The 17681-nt window shown below is 38.6% G+C and carries 15 protein-coding genes; 9 read left to right on the forward strand and 6 right to left on the reverse strand.

Annotated features, from left to right (window positions below; genetic code table 11):
• The first annotated feature begins 110 nt into the window (after positions 1 to 110).
• The gene (miaA, locus tag HGJ91_RS07355) at positions 111 to 1022 is read left to right on the forward strand and encodes a tRNA (adenosine(37)-N6)-dimethylallyltransferase MiaA (protein ID WP_291347065.1); all 912 of its coding nucleotides are present in this window, start codon (positions 111 to 113) and stop codon (positions 1020 to 1022) included.
• Positions 1023 to 1169: 147 nt separating this feature from the next.
• Complete coding sequence (locus tag HGJ91_RS07360; protein WP_291347066.1) at positions 1170 to 2819, forward strand: penicillin-binding protein activator; 1650 nt, start codon at positions 1170 to 1172, stop codon at positions 2817 to 2819.
• Here the strand turns inward: HGJ91_RS07360 and HGJ91_RS07365 are convergent.
• The gene (locus tag HGJ91_RS07365; RefSeq protein ID WP_291347067.1) at positions 2809 to 4128 is read right to left on the reverse strand and encodes an ATP-dependent 6-phosphofructokinase; all 1320 of its coding nucleotides are present in this window, start codon (positions 4126 to 4128) and stop codon (positions 2809 to 2811) included. The genes HGJ91_RS07360 and HGJ91_RS07365 overlap by 11 nt on opposite strands.
• A complete protein-coding gene (locus HGJ91_RS07370) occupies positions 4125 to 5108 on the reverse strand; it encodes a KpsF/GutQ family sugar-phosphate isomerase (RefSeq protein WP_291347068.1) in 984 nt (327 codons plus the stop codon). Before HGJ91_RS07370 ends, HGJ91_RS07365 begins: the two co-directional genes overlap by 4 nt.
• A gap of 227 nt (positions 5109 to 5335) precedes the next feature.
• Between HGJ91_RS07370 and HGJ91_RS07375 the strand changes: the two genes are divergently transcribed.
• The 3 genes from HGJ91_RS07375 to HGJ91_RS07385 all read left to right on the forward strand — a co-directional run bounded on the left by HGJ91_RS07375 (position 5336) and on the right by HGJ91_RS07385 (position 8842).
• On the forward strand, positions 5336 to 5608 hold the full coding sequence (locus tag HGJ91_RS07375) for a PxxKW family cysteine-rich protein (RefSeq protein ID WP_291347069.1): 273 nt from the start codon (positions 5336 to 5338) through the stop codon (positions 5606 to 5608).
• A 133-nt stretch (positions 5609 to 5741) separates the two neighbouring features.
• On the forward strand, positions 5742 to 7052 hold the full coding sequence (locus HGJ91_RS07380) for an aminotransferase class I/II-fold pyridoxal phosphate-dependent enzyme (RefSeq protein ID WP_291347070.1): 1311 nt from the start codon (positions 5742 to 5744) through the stop codon (positions 7050 to 7052).
• 5 nt (positions 7053 to 7057) lie between these two features.
• Positions 7058 to 8842, forward strand: a complete 1785-nt coding sequence (locus tag HGJ91_RS07385) for a chloride channel protein (protein ID WP_291347071.1) — start codon at positions 7058 to 7060, stop codon at positions 8840 to 8842.
• Here HGJ91_RS07385 and truA read toward each other — a convergent pair.
• Both truA and HGJ91_RS07395 read right to left on the reverse strand, forming a co-directional pair.
• Positions 8833 to 9576 carry a tRNA pseudouridine(38-40) synthase TruA gene (truA, locus tag HGJ91_RS07390; protein ID WP_291347072.1) on the reverse strand — a complete coding sequence of 248 codons (744 nt, stop codon included), beginning with the start codon at positions 9574 to 9576 and terminating at the stop codon, positions 8833 to 8835. The two genes, HGJ91_RS07385 and truA, sit on opposite strands and share 10 nt — an antisense overlap.
• Positions 9569 to 10015 (reverse strand): MarR family transcriptional regulator, encoded by a 447-nt coding sequence (locus tag HGJ91_RS07395; protein WP_291347073.1) that lies wholly within the window; start codon positions 10013 to 10015, stop codon positions 9569 to 9571. The genes truA and HGJ91_RS07395 overlap by 8 nt, the downstream gene beginning before the upstream one ends.
• Before the next feature lie 791 nt (positions 10016 to 10806).
• Between HGJ91_RS07395 and HGJ91_RS07400 the strand changes: the two genes are divergently transcribed.
• From HGJ91_RS07400 to HGJ91_RS07410, 4 genes are all read left to right on the forward strand, one after another.
• On the forward strand, positions 10807 to 11718 hold the full coding sequence (locus HGJ91_RS07400; RefSeq protein ID WP_291347074.1) for a HEPN domain-containing protein: 912 nt from the start codon (positions 10807 to 10809) through the stop codon (positions 11716 to 11718).
• Between the two features lie 30 nt (positions 11719 to 11748).
• Positions 11749 to 11931: a carboxymuconolactone decarboxylase family protein gene (locus HGJ91_RS16515; RefSeq protein ID WP_367142586.1), complete on the forward strand. Its 183-nt coding sequence runs from the start codon at positions 11749 to 11751 to the stop codon at positions 11929 to 11931.
• A 120-nt stretch (positions 11932 to 12051) separates the two neighbouring features.
• On the forward strand, positions 12052 to 13221 hold the full coding sequence (argJ, locus tag HGJ91_RS07405) for a bifunctional glutamate N-acetyltransferase/amino-acid acetyltransferase ArgJ (protein ID WP_291347075.1): 1170 nt from the start codon (positions 12052 to 12054) through the stop codon (positions 13219 to 13221).
• A 2-nt stretch (positions 13222 to 13223) separates the two neighbouring features.
• Complete coding sequence (locus HGJ91_RS07410; RefSeq protein ID WP_291347076.1) at positions 13224 to 13916, forward strand: pseudouridine synthase; 693 nt, start codon at positions 13224 to 13226, stop codon at positions 13914 to 13916.
• Here HGJ91_RS07410 and HGJ91_RS07415 read toward each other — a convergent pair.
• Both HGJ91_RS07415 and HGJ91_RS07420 read right to left on the reverse strand, forming a co-directional pair.
• Entirely contained in the window at positions 13905 to 14915 is a 1011-nt protein-coding gene (locus HGJ91_RS07415; protein WP_291347077.1) for a tryptophan--tRNA ligase, read from the reverse strand. The genes HGJ91_RS07410 and HGJ91_RS07415 overlap by 12 nt on opposite strands.
• A gap of 67 nt (positions 14916 to 14982) precedes the next feature.
• The gene (locus tag HGJ91_RS07420) at positions 14983 to 17658 is read right to left on the reverse strand and encodes a CBS domain-containing protein (protein ID WP_291347078.1); all 2676 of its coding nucleotides are present in this window, start codon (positions 17656 to 17658) and stop codon (positions 14983 to 14985) included.
• Positions 17659 to 17681 lie beyond the last annotated feature (23 nt).

Genomic DNA, 17681 nt, shown 5'->3' on the forward strand with positions numbered 1-17681 from the left:
CAACTGAAATAATAATAAGTATAAATTTCATTTTCAAATAGCACAAAATGAGTTATAGAGCTATAGAACAAGGGTTGTCAACAATTATCGAACGAATGTAAACATTGCTTATGAAAAGAATTATTGTCATTTGCGGGCCCACCGGGATTGGTAAAACAACATTTGCCATCTCAGTTGCCCGGCGGTTTAATGGAGAAATCATTGGTGCTGATTCAATGCAGATTTACAAGCATATGAATATTGGTACTGCTAAACCAGATCCTGAAGAATTAAAACAGGCACGACACCATCTCGTTGGTTTTCTTGATCCCAAAGATGATTTTGATGCCGGCCTATACGTTAAAGCCGCGGATAAATCCATTGAAGACATTACAAACCGTGGGAAAATTCCCATTATTGTGGGTGGTACAGGACTATACATCAGGGCTCTTTTACATGGATTGTTCCGGTCAAAGGCTATCTGTGGAAAAACAGTGTCTCAATTGACCCGGGACCTTGAAGAAGCGGGTAGTTTAAGTCTTTATCAAAAGCTTGAAAAATGTGATCCCAAAGCTGCCCAGAAAATACACCCGAATGATTCCTTCAGGGTGATCAGAGCATTAGAAGTTTATCAGACAACCGGCCAGAGAATCTCTGCCCGGCAAAAAAACCATGGCTTTGATGACTTAAGGTACAAGAGTATTAAAATAGGACTCTACATGGACAGGAAAAAATTATATGACCGCATTAACAAAAGAGTGGATGTCATGCTTAATCAAGGACTGCTCAACGAAGTAACAACCTTAGTTGAAAAGGGATATTCGTTTGATTTAAAATCCATGCAATCCATTGGGTATAAACATATGGCCATGTTCATGAACAATGAAGTTGATTGGGCAGATGCAGTCCGATTGCTAAAACGGGATACAAGAAGATATGCCAAACGACAATTTACATGGTTCCGTAAGGATAAAGAGATAATCTGGCTTATGCGGTCCCCGTTTAACCTGGCTGAAAAGCTGATAAAAGAGTTTTTGACATAGTTTTTTATTTTACATATAGTCCATGTTCGAAACAGTATGGAATAACAATAAAAACGACAAATTAAATAAGTATTAAAATTAATGAAATCTGAATATCCAAATCTTTTACACTATAAAAACTTAATCATTTGCATTGTAATTTTATGTTTGTCTGCATGTACACAGCTGCCTGTAAAACCACCCATTGAAGAATACACGGGATATGAAGTGCCGCCTGCTCCACCAAAAGAAGAAATTGAAGATGAGCAGCCAAAGATTTCAATCATTGAAATTTTATCTAGTGAAGCGGAAAAATTTTCTTTAAAGGGGAATTACCAGGACGCCTTATTTGCCTACAACCAGGCGCTTTCTCAAGCGAGTGAGGATGAAAAACCATCCCTTATTTTTCGAATTGAACTGGTTCTGAGTAAAACACCGACAAAAGAGATAGAGGAGTTTATTGATATAAAAAACATTCATATTCCAAGACCCTTATTGCTATATTGGTTTGGGTTGAATTATGCGTTGGAAAATAATGCTGTTAAGTCCAAAGAAGTACTTGAAATATTTTTATTTCAATATCCTGATCACCCTTATTATTCAGACGCGGCCGATCTTGTGGATGTTATCAAAAAATCGCTTTTCAACAGGGATACAATCGGATGTCTTTTGCCGTTGACAGGAAAATATGCCGTTTTTGGTCAAAGGGCATTATCCGGGGTTCAGTTGGCCATACAGGAGTTGTCAAAAAAATATTCCAGGGAATTTAAACTTATTATAAAAGACACCCAGGCAAACCCGGATCTGGCTGTTGAAGGTGTCAGACAATTACATCAAAAAAATGTTGCCGGGATAATCGGACCTTTGCTGGCCGTCAATCAGGCTGGCCGGGAAGCCGAAAGATTACAAATACCCATAATCGCGTTAACACAAAAGAGTGACTTTCCTTTGCAGGGAGATTACCTGTTTGCAAATTTTATTACACCTGAAATGCAGGTTCAAACACTTGGCGCGTATTTGTTTTTAAAACTGGGCATAAAAAAGGTGGCAATTCTCTATCCAAACGAAAAATATGGTAAAAAATATATGGAACTTTTCTGGGATATCGTGGATGAATATGATGGAGAAGTTGTGGGTGTTGAGCCGTATGACGGAAAGAAAACAGATTTTGCAGAGCCGATACAAAAGCTTACCGGACAATTTTTTCCGGTTCCTGATTTCCTGAAACCCGAGGCTGTTGAGCCTGAAAACAATGCAGCGCTTTATGAAGATCAAACGATCGATTTACTGCAAATTGCTATAGAATCTGAAACCCAGGAAGAAAATGAGGAAGAAAAAATTCAAATTGATTTTGACGCATTGTTTATTCCCGATTCTCCTTCCAAAGTGAATTTGATATTACCGCAACTCGCATTTAATGATGCCAGGGGCATGTATCTTATTGGAACAAACTTGTGGCATCATAAAAGCCTTTTGAAAGAAGCAAAGGGATATAACAAACACACCATCATTACTGACGGATTTTTTGATGGCAGCCAAAATCCTGTTATAGTCCAGTTTGTAAAAAAATTTGAATCCCTGTTTGATACAAAGCCCAAATTTTTAGAAGCCATATCTTATGATACAGCTTCCATGCTTTTTTTAACTGCCATGGATGAAACGATTGATTCCAGGCAAACTTTAAAGGATTCCCTACAGGGTAAGCGTATTTTTGAAGGCGTGACCGGTAATACCATTTTCGACAAGGATGGGATTGCTCACAGAGAACTTTTTCTTATGACGATTAAAAAAGGAAAATTTGTTGAAATCAATCGGTGAAACAAGCATCCTGGCCGGTTGCTTCCAGTACTGACTGCCAAAGCCGCCCATGCGGATCTATATTTTTCCTCTTTCCTGCTGACGCATCCATGGGCACATGAACATAATGATTGTTCCAAAAGCTGATCAGTAATTTTGTTTTTCCTGCCATTCCGGCGTGGACGGCATCACGGCCAAGAAAACCGCAAAACACACTGTCGTTGGCGTTGGCTGGAAGACTTCTGATAATATAGCTTGGGTCAATATACTTTAATGAAATGGGAACATCTTTTGCCTTAAACCATTGTAAAATCTTATTTTTAAGGAAAAGACCAATATCCTGGAGAATAATATTTCCGGAAGAGTCAAACTCTTTTTTCTGATCATCAAAAAGATTTTGACCGGCACCTTCAGCCACAATAATAACTGCGTGCTTTCGATGAATAATTCTGTTTTCAAGGGCCTGTAAAAATCCGGTTTTTCCATTCAAGGAAATATCAACCTCAGGAATGAGAACAAAATTGCCATCCTGCTGTGCCAGTGCAGCAGTAGCGGCCAGGAACCCGGAATGCCTGCCCATAAGCTTTATCAACCCGATGCCGTTGGGATATGCTTCAGCTTCATTGTGAGCCCCCTTTATGGCAAGTGTTGCAACATCCACCGCCGTATCAAACCCAAATGATCGGGATACCAGATAAATATCATTATCAATGGTTTTTGGAATGGCGATAATCGATATTTTTAAATTTCGATTATCGATTTCATCTGCTATCTTTTTTGATGCCATTAATGTTCCGTCTCCACCCACCAGGAACAGAATACCAATATTCATCCTTTCAAGACAATCAACAATCATACTGATATCCTGGGTTCCCCTTGAGGAACCCAAAATTGATCCCCCCGTATTCTGGATTCCGGAGACAGAGTCAGGATTTAAATCCATTACATCATGTTCAAAATCAGGTATAAATCCTTGAAGACCATGCCTGATCCCATAAATTGTCTTAACATTATATATGTGGTGAAGTTCCAATACCATGGACCGAAGGATATCGTTCAATCCGGGGCATAACCCGCCACAGGTTACAATGGCGCATTTCAGTTTGCTTGGATCAAAATATATTTTTTCTCTTGGACCTGCCTGATCAAAACTGATAATTTCTCCCCGGGTTGTTGCCAAATGATCCATTTGAACATCAACAATTATCCTTGCGTCATCTGAAACAAATCTTTTTACAGGTTCCCCCGGTTTTGTGTGGTATTTAAACGGGGAAATGATTTTCGCTTCACCAAGAGTTGGGATGTCGGCATTAAAATTTTTGGTTTTCATTGCCCCCCCCCGTTAAATTGAAAAGATCCTTTTCCAAGAATATCATGTAAATGTAAAAGTCCGTCAAGCCTGTTATGTTTATCAACTATGGGGAGTACTGTAATCTGGTATTTTTCCATAAGATTTAAAGCATCATATAAAAAAGATTCTACGCTTAATGTGCGGGGGTTTTCACTCATGACCGTGTCAACTGATTGGGCATTTAAATTTAATTGATTATTGGCTATGTAATGCCTGATATCTCCATCTGTGATAATTCCTTTAAGCTTTTCTTCTTTATCCAGGACAAGCACTGCGCCTAACTTGAATTTATCCATTTGTTCTATGGCAAGACTCATTAAAGATCCTGTCAATACCCATGGGGCAGTGGATGCTTTAAACATGATTTCACCAACCCTGCAGGAAAGGCGCTGTCCCAAAACTCCTCCTGGATGGGATTTCATAAAATCGCTCTGCTTGAATTTTTTTTTGGTAATCAAAACAACTGCCAGGGCATCTCCCATGGCAAGCTGGGCCGTCGTACTGGAAGTCGGTGCCATGTTAAATGGACAGGCCTCTTTTTCAACCCCTGTATTAATGACAATATCACATAATTTTGCCATGTGGGAATCGGTTTTTCCTGTAAATCCGGCAAGTTTGCACCCGATATCTTTGATTACAGGAAGCAATTGATTGAGTTCGCTGGTCTCACCGCTGTTGGAAAGGGCTATAAAAATATCATCCTTGCTCACCATCCCCAGGTCGCCATGAAGGGCCTCAACCGGATGTAAAAACATTGAATTTGTTCCGGTGCTGATGAGGGTGGCAACAATCTTTTTGCCGATAAGGCCTGATTTTCCTATTCCCGAGACTACAACCCGACCCGTAGAACCGCATATTGCATTAACGAGTTCTTCAAAAGAGGCGTTAATACTTTGAGTTAATTTTAAAATACTGTCGGCTTCTATTTTTAATACTTCTTTTGCTGTATCTATTATCATGGTTGAATACTATTTAACCCTTTGTTTATTGAACGGTTTGAATGATTGATATTTATATACAATACTAAATCCTTTTTTCATATAAAAAAGTTATAGAGAAATTCGAGTCAAATATTGACAGTTTTTTAATGTTGTGATATTTGATTGAGGTTTATAGTCTTTAAGAGACTATTTAGGAATTCAAACTACAGGATTAACATACAGAATTAAACTACAGGATTATTATTATGATTTGTACAACTATTAGGGAAGGTGACGACTGCGTGTTCATGACAGCAAAAGGCTGTAGCTACAATGAAGGCGCCTGTTTCCCCATCATTGATGAATGCAAGGGATGCGGGAGAACTTCAGAATTTGAAACCGGTGTATATTGCATTGCCGCTCCGGATCCATCATTAAAATGGAAAATCGGAAATTGTAATATCGCGACCCATATCAAAACCGTTTCAGACACTAAAAAACAAAAGATTAATCCGATCAAAGCATCCAAAAGAAGATAATCTTTATATATCAGTTTTATTTAAACTCTGTGGTTTCCGTCTTAATAAAGCTGCGGAGTTTTTTTTAGGTTCAAAGGCTTTAATGAATTGTTTACGGTTTATTTATCAATCAACCATTTTAAAAGAGTGAATTATGAATCCTATTGCACAAGAACTAAACCAAATTATTAATGGATCCAACCCCCACATTTTTGAAATGCTTTCTGATATGGGGAAAGCACTGTTTTTTCCAAAAGGCATCTTAAGTCAGAGTGCTGAAGCCAAACAAAAAGCAGATAAAATTAATGCGACCATCGGCATTGCCAAAGAGAAAAATACCGTATTAAGCCTTTCATCCATCACAAAGTATATTAAAGATATTGAACCGGATAATTATTTGCCTTATGCACCATCGTTTGGTATTCCAGCACTTCGGAACAAATGGAAGGCTGACCTTTATAAAAAGAATCCATTCCTTAAAAATAAAAAAATCAGCCTTCCTGTTGTGACTTCAGGTATCACCCACGGGGTCAGCATATTGTCTGATATGTGGGTGAACGCAAACGATGTGATTGTTCTGCCTGACATGATGTGGGGTAATTACAGTATGACCTTTTGTGTCAGGAACAGCGGACGTATTGTTCATTACAAAGCCTTTGATGATCAGTTGACCCGGTTTAATCTGGATTCTTTTGAAGAAGTAATTCGTCAACAGGCAAGGGAAAATGATAAAATTATCACTGTTTTAAATTTCCCCCATAACCCGAGCGGATATTCTCTGAGTGTATCCGAGGCTCAGAGGGTGGCAGATATTCTTATCGATATAGCACGGCAGGGGACCAATGTGGTTGCCGCCTGTGACGATGCTTACTTCGGGCTTTTTTTTGAAGAACAGACCAGTAAAGAATCCATTTTTACCCAGCTTGCAGGCGCAGACAAACGCCTTGTAGCGGTTAAACTTGATGGAGCCACAAAAGAAGACTATGTCTGGGGCTTCAGGACCGGCTTTATTACCTATGGTGTTTATGGGGATGATGACATGGTTCTTGAAGCACTGGAAAAGAAGACCGGCGGATGTATCCGGGGAAATATTTCCAATTCATCTCATTTGAGCCAGACCATTCTTTTAAGATCCATGGCAGATGAAAATTATGAGGTCTATAAAAAAGAAAAATTTGAGCTCCTTAAAAATCGGGCATTAAAAATGAAAGCGGTCTTAAAAAACCCGAAATTTAATACTGCTTTTGATGTCTATCCATTTAATTCGGGTTATTTCATGTGTATCCGGCTTAAGGATGTGGATGCAGAAGAATTAAGGCTTCATCTTCTTGAAAATTATGGAACCGGTTTGATTTCCATTGGTAAAAAAAATATCCGGGTGGCATTTTCCTGCCTTGAAGAGAGTGATGTGGAAATATTGTTTGATATCATTTTGAGCGGAATTAATGACCTGAGAAAAGGTTAATGGTCGTGGGTTTCAGAGAAAAGATCGGTTCAGGAGATATTGCAGTCGCAGGGAAATGGCTGTTCTATTTTGTCTTAATCGGTATTATTGCCGGTTGCGGCGCTATTGTTTTCCACTATTTGTGCGGACTTGGCATGCATTATTTCCTGGATCTGATGGCAGGATACAGACCCGGGGCTCCGGCAGGCGAGCATCTTCTTCTGCCCTCCACCCAAACCCCTTTTAATCGATGGATACTTCTGATTCTACCGGCTCTGGGCGGTTTAATAAGCGGGTGGCTGGTTTACACATTTGCCCCAGAGGCTGAAGGACATGGAACCGATGCTGCCATTGATGCTTACCATCATAAAGGCGGACTGATCCGCGGCAGGATTCCCATCATCAAAACCATTGCTTCCACATTAACACTGACAACAGGTGGGTCCGGTGGCAGGGAAGGGCCGATTGCACAAATCGGTGCAGGGTTTGGATCTTTTCTGGCCACTAAATTCAAGCTGTCGGAAAGAGAAAGAAGAATCATGATGGCCGCCGGCATTGGTGCTGGCGTTGGATCCATATTCCGTGCCCCTCTGGCAGGTGCGCTTTTTGCCGCAGAAGTCCTCTACCGTGATCCTGATTTTGAATCGGAAGTCATCATTCCGGCAGGCATTTCCTCTGTTGTTGCCTATTGCACGTTTTGCCTTGTTTTCGGATGGGGTTCTTTGTTTGATTCTCCGAGTTTTAAATTTCAGAATCCATTGGAGTTGGGACCATATCTTGTTCTTGCCGGCGTACTTGCGGTGACGGCGATTCTTTACATTAAAGTATTCTATGGAGTGATTGATCTGTTTAAAAAAATGTCAATTCCCAATCATTTCAAACCGGCTCTGGGTGGTCTGGTTACGGGTATCATTGGTTTTTTCCTTCCCTATACCCTTTCATTTGGCTATGGAATTACCCAACAGGCCATTTTTAACCAGGTGGCCATCCCCACTTTGATTGCATTGGCCATAGGAAAAATATTTACCACATCATTCTCCATTGGCTCCGGTGGCAGCGGCGGCGTATTCGGTCCATCCATCGTGATAGGAGGGGCCATGGGAGGAGCGGTCGGGAAACTCTTCCACCTGCTTATCCCTTCGGTTGTCACCAGCCCTGGTTCATTTGTTATTGTCGGTATGGCCGGGTTTTTTGCGGCTGCTTCCAATACACCGATTTCAACGATTATTTTTATCAGTGAAATGACCAATTCCTATCACTTATTGTTACCGAGTCTTTTGGTATGTTCCATCTGTTATTTATTATGTCAGAAATGGACAATCTTTGAAAATCAGGTCAAATCCAGGATTGATTCTCCTGCCCATGCGGGTGAATTTATGATGGATATCCTTCAAACCATAAAGGTGGGTAATTTAAGGCACTTGATCAAAGAAGTCAGATGTGTGAATGAAGACATGGCATTCAGTGAATTTAAAAAAATATTTTCAAGCACCAAGCAGCACTATTTCCCCGTTATTAACCGCAAGGGTGATTTATCCGGCATTTTTTCCTCCAATGATGTCAGAGAAGTCATTTTCACACTCCATATTGAGCAATTGGTTGTGATGAAAGATATCATGGTGTCTGATCTGATTTTTACCACATCTTCCGAAGATCTGAACACCGTACTGTTAAAACTGACTCAAAAAAATATTGATGCCTTACCCGTTATGGATGAAGATGATTCAGGCCGGCTGATCGGTTTAATTTACAGGCGGGATATCATTTCTTATTACAATGATCATGTCAAAAAAATAAAAGATCACGAATAATTTACTTTTTTTAAAAACAGCCCATGAGCAGGTGCTGTCGGACCGGCCTTCGTTCTGTCCCTTGCTTCGAGTATTCTGGTAAATTCGTGTGGTGTTATTTTGTTTAACCCTGTAAGGACAATGGTACTGATGAAATTTCGTACCATGTACTTTAAAAATCCTTTGGCACAAATTTTAAATACAAGTCTGCTGTTGTCCAAATGGCTGATACTTGAAAAAAAGACTTCGCGAATGGTAGAAGAACGCGGGCTTCCTGTATTTTCAAAAGATTTAAAATCAAAAATTCCTGTAATTGCTTGACAACACTTGTTCATCGCCTCAATATCCAGCGGATGTCGGATATGCCATTGATACTGCCTTTCTATGGCACAGGGATCTTCCCTGTTTAAAATAAAATAGTGATATTCTTTGGAAACAGCATTGTATCGGGCATGGAAATCATTATCCACAATACTGCATTCCCTGATCACAATGGGGTGTTTGATCAGACTGTTAATACCTTTTTTAAGATTTTGCGGCTGGATATTTGTATCAGCATGGAAGTTAGCCACCTGTCCGAACGCGTGGACACCTGCATCGGTTCTCCCTGATCCTGTAATTTTTATCTTCTGGTTCAGAATCAGGCTTAAAGCCTTTTCAATTTCACCTTGAATGGTTTTTCTGTCATTTTGTATCTGCCACCCAAAAAAATTTGTACCATCGTATTCAATAATGAGTTTAAAATTTTTATCCATTATCGTCTAAAAAATCAGATAGTTTTTTATTGGCTTTAAAAATGGCAAAAGATAATTGATTGGCTGTATTCGAGCCAAGAATTTTTGTGTATTTCAGATATAAATTTTTATATGCAATTGCAATGGGTCTTTTTAATTCAAGACCTTTTTTGCTGGGAGAAATAAATGCAGATTTGCCTTTGGTTGTACGTTTAACCATTTTTTTTTTTTCAAGTGCATCTACAAATCGTGTAATGGTGGATGGTGTCAGATGGAGATTATAGCTTAGCTCTTTTGGACTGATTCCAGGTGTGTCATACACCAGCAATAACAGGGATGCATGGGCAGGGGAGAGGTTTAAATGCTTAAACTCTTTCTCTGCGATTTTTAATAAATACCTGGACAAGGCATTGGTATTAAAGAACAGGCAGCTTTCTAGAAAATTTTCATTGTTTTCCATATTCACCTCAAAAAATAAACGTTTGCACATACAATTATTATGTTTATACCATTCTGTCAACCCTAAGAATGATCAAAAATGTTCAAGAGTGCCTGGCATTGATTCCGGGTGGTGTGCGGGGTGTTGTTCATCCGATTGACCTATTCTTACAGGTTCTAAATTTCGTTGCGCTAACCGGCAAAACTCGTTTCACTCAGACACTTGCCGGTCTTAACGCTCCACTGCATTAACAACCTGTACAGAATATCAATCAACGATTTCCAACACCTCACACACCACCCTCCTCGACAAACCACCGCCGCCTCAAACCCTGTATTATGCCTGCGGATGTATAAAAATTTTCAAAGCAGGGTTCTGATTAATGATTTCATTTGGTTGAATTTTTGTTTTTAAATTGATTTTCCATATTAAATCGAATAATGCAGTAATTACAATAAAATGAGAGATAAAAAGCACATATAGATAAAATTTCCTTGTTTTGAAAAGAATATCGGAATAGGTGGAAAATAAATCCACCTATAACAATCAATATCATGGAAAATTTTCCATGTATTAATACTGATAATCTGACCGCTCCGCAGCCAGATTATCGGCGGCTGTTATTCTCAACGCCATGGTAGGCTATGCGCTCCGCGCTCCGCCTATCCATGGCGTTGAAGCCGACTGCGCTTCTCGGCATTTAAACAGGCAAGCTTGTTCAAATGCCTGCGATGCTCGCGGCTTAACAGCCGCCGTTATGATTAGGAAATAATAAAGAGAGCTAAAAAGAAATTACTCGCCAAGTGAATGTAATGGAAACAAATCCAAACGATTTTCCTTATGGGGCCTACATTACAATATTTTTAAATGGGACAATCCAATTTGAATTAGACCAAATGGATTTCATATTAGGAGAAAATCTTTCCTTACAATTTGTAGAAAACAAATTTAATGCATCAAAATTTACCGAAATTACTTATCCTGGTTTCAAGGTATGGGATGTTAAACTAACAGGTTTTAAAACTGCCTGTGAGGCAGAAAAGGCAGGGGTACGGTTAGCGGAATCCTTTCTATGGCATTCGATCTCAAAGAATTTCCCAATAAGATTAATTTACCATAAATCATTACCTTTTACCGTTTATGATAGGACAAAAGGGCCATCTAATGGAATGTTTGGCTTTGCCCATTCTACTCAAACAGAAAAAGCTATTGATATAATAAACGATATTAAAGAATCTTTCTTTTCTGAATATAAATCAGAGATAGACAGAAAAAGATTATTGTTATCTATGGAAATTTTTTCAGCATCGCAGCTTGAAATAACTAATCGGGCAAAATTCATTTCTTTAATCACATCATTAGAGGCCCTCTCTTTACAGAAAAATTACAAAGAATACACTGATCATGTAAAAGAAAGAATTGATGAACTAATTAAAGCAATACAAAATGAAGATAACATTCCTAAAAATGTTCGCAATTCACTCATTGGGAGAATCAAGAGAGAAATGAGTATAGAGTCTGTGCGGCAAGCAATAATGGATGTTGTATTAAAAAATACAAAAGAAGTTAATAACAAAAAGTTGTTCGATAAAGCTTATGGGGTTAGATCTTCTCTTGTACATGATGGGAAGTCAGATGACAATATAGAAGAACTTTCTATAAGTGTCTCTTCAATGATAAGAGAAATATTTTCATCTTGTCTAAATTTAGAACTCAAAAGGTGAAAAATGTCATAACAATTAACCGGACTATCAATTTCTATTTTTTCTAAATGTGAAGAATGTATTGCATACCACATACAAAATTGCAAAGAGCAGGGCTGTTTTAAAGATGAAATCGTTGAGGCTATTAAAATTGCAGTTGTTGTTGGTGGCTCTGTAACCTATCCATGGGCAAGAAAAGCAATCGCAATAATAGATATGCTTGAAATCGAATAATTTTTACATACCCTGTCAGTTATGTCCAACAATAACATTACAAGTTTAAGTTAAATCATTTACACAGCTCAAAGGGCAACGTATAATGGCCTTTCAATTTATTTTTTAGGAGTGAGGGTAATGAAAGGATTCAAATTTGCCGGTATTGAGGCCGGGATTAAAAAGAATGGTCGAAAAGATCTGGGGCTTATATATTGTGAAACTCCTGCTGTTGCAGCGGCCCTTTTTACACGGAACAAAGTCGTTGCAGCACCGCTGGTTCTTGGAAAAGAAAAAATTAAAAAGGGATTATGCCAGGCGGTTCTTGTTAACAGCGGTAATGCCAATTGCTTTACCGGAGACAAGGGGATTGAAGATGCCATTGCCTGCTCAAAAATGGTTGCCGATTCTCTTGGTATTTCTGAAGATCTTGTTTTAGTATCTTCAACGGGTGTGATTGGTGCTAATCTTCCCATGGATAAATTTGAGACGGGTATTCCAGATATCGTCACCCATCTTTCTGCCGATTATGTGGAGGATTTTGCAACTGCTATTCTTACCACTGATAAAAACTCTAAAATTGTGAAAAAAAGCGGTACAATAGGTGACAAGAAATTTTCAATTATGGGAATTGCAAAAGGATCCGGCATGATCCGACCAGATATGGCAACCATGCTGGCGTTCATTTGTACGGATGTAAAAATTTTAGATCAGGCGTTAAAGACTTCTTTAAGCGCAGCCAATGAAAAATCCTTTAACCGGATTACGGTTGATGGTGATACCAGCACCAATGATACGCTTTTAGCACTTGCAAGCGGTACTTCAGGAGTGGAAATAACTAATGTTGGGCCTAAAAAAATATTTCAAACCCTGCTTGACAACGTCTGTTTAGAACTTGCTAAAATGGTGGTCAAAGACGGGGAGGGCGCCACCAAACTTATTCAGATTATTGTTAAAGGGGCTCAATCAAAGCAGGATGCATTCAAAGCATCTGAAACCATTGCCCATTCCAATTTGGTTAAAACGGCTGTTTACGGAGAAGATCCCAACTGGGGAAGAATCATAGCTGCAGCTGGCAGGTCTGGAGCCCATGTTGTTCCGGAGAAGATGGATCTTTTTTTTGATGATCAGCCTTTGGTTTTAAAAGGCAAATGGCTGGGAGTCGAACCTGAAAAAAAGACGGCACAAATCATGAAAAAGAAAGAAATCACCATCACACTTGATTTGAATCTTGGGAAAGAGACAGACAGTTTTTTATTTTGTGACTTCAGCGAAGATTATGTGAAAATTAATGCTGAATACAGGTCTTAAACATGCGGCTTCAAAAGTATCTGGCCCATGCCGGGATTTGTTCCAGGAGAAAAGCGGAAGAGCATATCTTAAACGGCCGGGTAAAAGTAAACCATCAGATTGTCACAGAATTTGGAACAAAAATTGATCCTGAAAAAGACAAGGTTTTTTTTAATGGCCAACCGGTTATTTTAAAACAGAAATCACCCAAAATATACATTGCCTTGAACAAACCGGAAGGATATGTCACTTCCTGTTCACAGCAAAAAACAAAAATTATTCTTGATCTGATCGATATTGATGAACGGGTATATCCTGTGGGTCGGCTTGATAAAAATTCCAAAGGACTGGTGCTGTTGATCAATGATGGAGATCTGCATAATAAATTATCCCATCCTTCTTTTAATCATGAAAAAGAGTATATTGTGACGACGATTCATCCCATATCTGAAACTGCATTAAAGAATATGGCACAGGGTATGGTTATTGACAAAGTTAAAACCAGAAAAGCAAACGTGAAACGCATTTCAAAAAATAAATTCAATATTATTTTAAAACAGGGAAGAAACCGCCAGATTCGAAAAATGGTTGGGAAAACCGGAAACAAGGTTGATGTTTTAAAAAGAATCAGAATGGCAAATATCAACCTTGAAAATTTAAAAGAAGGGAAATGGCGTTATTTGACCTCTAAAGAAATCAAACAATTAACCCAGTGATTGAATCCCGATGGTTTTTCTTATTTTTTCAAGAAAGGGGACGGAAAACTCTCTTGCTTTCATTGCCCCCTTTTTAAGCACTTCATCAATATCAGACGGATTTTTAATCAGCTCTTCATATCGCTTTCTGGGTGCTTTCAATATTTCATCAATATATTCAAAGAGCTCCTGTTTCATGATTCCCCATGCAATACCCTGCCGGTAACGGTCTGCCATTTTTTTTGTTTCCGATCGAGATGCAAATGCCTTATAAATTGAAAACAGTGTGCAGGTTTCCGGATCCTTGGGTTCATCCGGCCCCAGAGAATTGGTTTTTATCTTCATAATCAGTTTTCTAAGACGTTTTTGTGTATCAAACAGAGGAATATAATTATGATAACTTTTACTCATCTTACGGCCATCAAGACCTGCAAGAACAGCAGAAGTCTCATCCACAACAACTTCGGGAAGAACAAACAATTTTTTATAAACATGATTAAATCTTGCTGCTATATCTCTGGTCATTTCAAGATGCTGGACCTGATCTTTGCCAACAGGCACTTTTCTGGCGTTAAACATCAGGATATCTGCAGCCATGAGAACCGGATATGAAAAAAGTCCCATGGTGATTCCTTTGTCAGACTCCTTGTGTCCTTGTTCTTCATTCTCCGCCACTGTCGCTTTATAAGCATGAGCCCTGTTCATCAATCCTTTGGCAGTAAGGCAGGTGAGGATCCAGGTCAATTCCGGTATTTCGGGAATATCCGATTGCCGGTAAAACACACAGTTGTCATAGTCCAGCCCCAGGGCAATCCAGGATGCTGCAATTTCAAGTGCGGATTGTTTTCTAAGCTTCGGGTCGTGATTTTTGATTAAAGAATGATAATCAGCAAGAAAATAATAGGATATTAATTCTTTATTTTTACTGGTTTCAACTGCCGGTCGTATGGCACCGACATAATTACCGAGATGAGGGGTTCCACTGGTGGTGATTCCGGTTAAAAAATCTGCATTTTTCATGTTCACTATTCCTGAAATCGATTGTTTTTAAACATTAAATAAAGGGGGAGTAACAAAAAGTCATGATTTAATCAATAAGTTTGTTTTTCTTAGCATACTGGGTGGCAAACTTGACTTCTTCTTTTTTTGTTTTCAACTGCCCATCCAGTTTGGCGTTTAAGACCTGGTTGAGTACTATACTAAAAACAGGGCCGGGTGGTAAGCCGATTTTTAATAAATCTCTACCCTTAATATAAGGCCTTATACTTTTTTGATGTGTATAAAAATTTGAGATGGCTTTTCTTATTTCTTCCTCTTTTGCCAGGGCCATCATATATAAAATGTATTCGGTCTTAAAATTAATGAGCGCCCAGTACAGATCCTGTTTGGTATGATTTAATGAGTTCTCTATTAAATGAAGTTGTTTCTCAGCTTTATATCTCTTTTCCAAAAGAATGCTACGTTCTTTCAAGGGCACCTTAAGCCTGTCGCAGATTTGTTCGCAGACTTTATAAGAACAACGGTTCAAAAGGGCCATAAGGTAAACTGACCATCTTGGATATTGCTCATCAACATATAAGAGATCATGCCAGGATAGTATTTTATTGACTGACTCAAGCAATTGATATGTATTTGGGATAAACGTCAGGTTTTTATGAAGAACCTTTTCAAGGCCGTATATCTCCATTGTTTTAATTGCAGGGATGGGGTTCTCCTCTTCAAAGATTTGTTTTAGTTCGGATAATACCCTAAGACCGCTTAAACTTTTAAAACAATCTATTTTAATTGCATTATGAATTAAATTTGATGTGACTTTTCCAATTTTGAACCCAAACCGGTTTGAAAATTTAATGGCTCTGAAAATACGTGTGGGGTCTTCAACAAAGCTTAAATTATGAATGATTCTTATTGTTTTGTCTTTCAGATCTCTGTTGGCACCAAAATAGTCTATCATAGTTCCAAAATTATCAGGATTAAGACTGATCGCCAGAGTATTGATGGTGAAATCCCTTCGTGCAAGGTCAAGCTTGATGGAGCTTTTCTCAACAATAGGCAACGCTGCCGGTGTTTTATAATATTCTAACCTGGCAGAGGCCACATCAATTTTAAAATTATCAGGGAAAATAATAACTGCCGTACCAAATTTTTTATAGGTATTGATCCTGCAGCCTTCTTTTTTTGCATAGATCTTGGCAAATTCAATACCGTTCCCTTCAACAACAATATCGATGTCTTCGATTTGTCTGTTCAGCAACAGATCCCTTACAAATCCTCCGACAACAAACATATTAAACCCCAGTTCATTGCCTGTTTTACCGATATTTTGAAGAAGTTTTTTTATGCGGTTATCAAGTCGCTGGTAAAGAATGTTTTCAACCTGTCTTTTCTTGACATTTTTTTTAATACCCAGTTCAGTTTCATTCCTTTTGAGTGCTTTGTTATGCGCAACTAAATAATTTAACAGATCGGTTCGGGTAATGACGCCCCTAATCCATCCATCATCGATAACCGGCAGAATTCTGTGCTTCCCTTCAATAATAATATTTTCAATTTGGGAGACTTCAGCGTCAGAAGAAATATAGCTGACCTCGGAGTTCATATATTCTTTTACCGGAAGATGGGACAGCTTGTGATGCAATGTTTTTTCTATTATCTGTCGTGTAATATATCCTTCATAGGAGTTCTTTTTTTTATCAACAATCAATAATGTATTGATATTATATCGAGTCATCATATTGCCGGCCGTTTTACAGGTAACGTGGGGTTCAATATTGATGGCAGGTGACGTCATCAGATGTTTTGCGATCTGAATACTCTTTACTTCTTTTTGAAGCTGTTCAATGAGCATTATTTCAACCTGTGCGAGGGTTTGATTATCAACTTTGGCAGAGGCTGCATAAGAATGACCGCCGCCGCCGAATCTCGAAAGTATCTTGCCCGCATCAACCTCTGGGATCCTGTTTCTTGCAATGATATTGATTTTATTGTCCATTAAAACTATAGCAAAAAAAATATCAAGATTTTCCATTCTGACAACTTTCTGAACAATTGTCGCCAGATCCGTAATATATGTGGGAGAAGAAATGACGGACATATGGATATCAACACCATTTATTTTATGGACAGTCATTTCATTTAATAATTCATTCAACCATGTGACCTGTTCGGATTTAATTTCCTTAACCACAAAACTGACTATGGTATTCAAATTGGCACCACAGGACAAAAGAAAAGCCGCCTGTTCAAGATCTTCCATTGTTGTGGAGGAATAGGTAAACAATCCTGTGTCCTCATATATTCCCAAAGCCATGATCGTTGCCTCTTCAGGGCTGGGAATAATCTTTTTTTCCTGTAACAGGGAGCTTAATATGGTTATGGTTGCGCCGGTTTGCCGGATGATTTCAAAAGAACCTGTTACATCGCCCTCCATGGCCGGATGATGATCATAAATATCTATTTTAATATTTTTTTTGTTGAGTAACTGAGATACCTGAGTCAATCTGCTTTTTTGTCTTGTGTCAACAATCACGAGTCTCGATGTTTGAGAAAAGTCTATGTAACCCGGATCTGCCATGTTAAACAGGTAACTTGTGGAACTGATAAAAAAATCCCGTAAATTTTTTTCCTGTGATCCGGGGAAAATAATAACCGAACCGGGATATAATTTCTGGGCAGCCAGCATTGATGCGATCGCATCAAAATCCGCATTAATATGACTGGTAATAACCGTATCTGCTTTAATGATTTTATTTTTTTTTTTCAAAAAATAACTCCTGTTGTAATCAA

It is taken from the genome of Desulfobacula sp., from assembly GCF_014237455.1.
In the GTDB taxonomy this organism is placed as follows: Bacteria; Desulfobacterota; Desulfobacteria; order Desulfobacterales; family Desulfobacteraceae; genus Desulfobacula.

Bases quoted from the DNA above. Each gene is read 5' to 3' on its own strand.
- HGJ91_RS07370 (WP_291347068.1), bottom strand. From the start codon at position 5,108: ATGATAATAGATACAGCAAAAGAAGTATTAAAAATAGAAGCCGACAGT.
- HGJ91_RS07380 (WP_291347070.1), top strand. From the start codon at position 5,742: ATGAATCCTATTGCACAAGAACTAAACCAAATTATTAATGGATCCAAC.
- HGJ91_RS07365 (WP_291347067.1), bottom strand. From the start codon at position 4,128: ATGAAAACCAAAAATTTTAATGCCGACATCCCAACTCTTGGTGAAGCG.
- HGJ91_RS07395 (WP_291347073.1), bottom strand. From the start codon at position 10,015: ATGGAAAACAATGAAAATTTTCTAGAAAGCTGCCTGTTCTTTAATACC.
- HGJ91_RS07400 (WP_291347074.1), top strand. From the start codon at position 10,807: ATGGAAACAAATCCAAACGATTTTCCTTATGGGGCCTACATTACAATA.
- HGJ91_RS07375 (WP_291347069.1), top strand. From the start codon at position 5,336: ATGATTTGTACAACTATTAGGGAAGGTGACGACTGCGTGTTCATGACA.
- HGJ91_RS07410 (WP_291347076.1), top strand. From the start codon at position 13,224: ATGCGGCTTCAAAAGTATCTGGCCCATGCCGGGATTTGTTCCAGGAGA.
- HGJ91_RS07415 (WP_291347077.1), bottom strand. From the start codon at position 14,915: ATGAAAAATGCAGATTTTTTAACCGGAATCACCACCAGTGGAACCCCT.
- argJ (WP_291347075.1), top strand. From the start codon at position 12,052: ATGAAAGGATTCAAATTTGCCGGTATTGAGGCCGGGATTAAAAAGAAT.
- miaA (WP_291347065.1), top strand. From the start codon at position 111: ATGAAAAGAATTATTGTCATTTGCGGGCCCACCGGGATTGGTAAAACA.
- truA (WP_291347072.1), bottom strand. From the start codon at position 9,576: ATGGATAAAAATTTTAAACTCATTATTGAATACGATGGTACAAATTTT.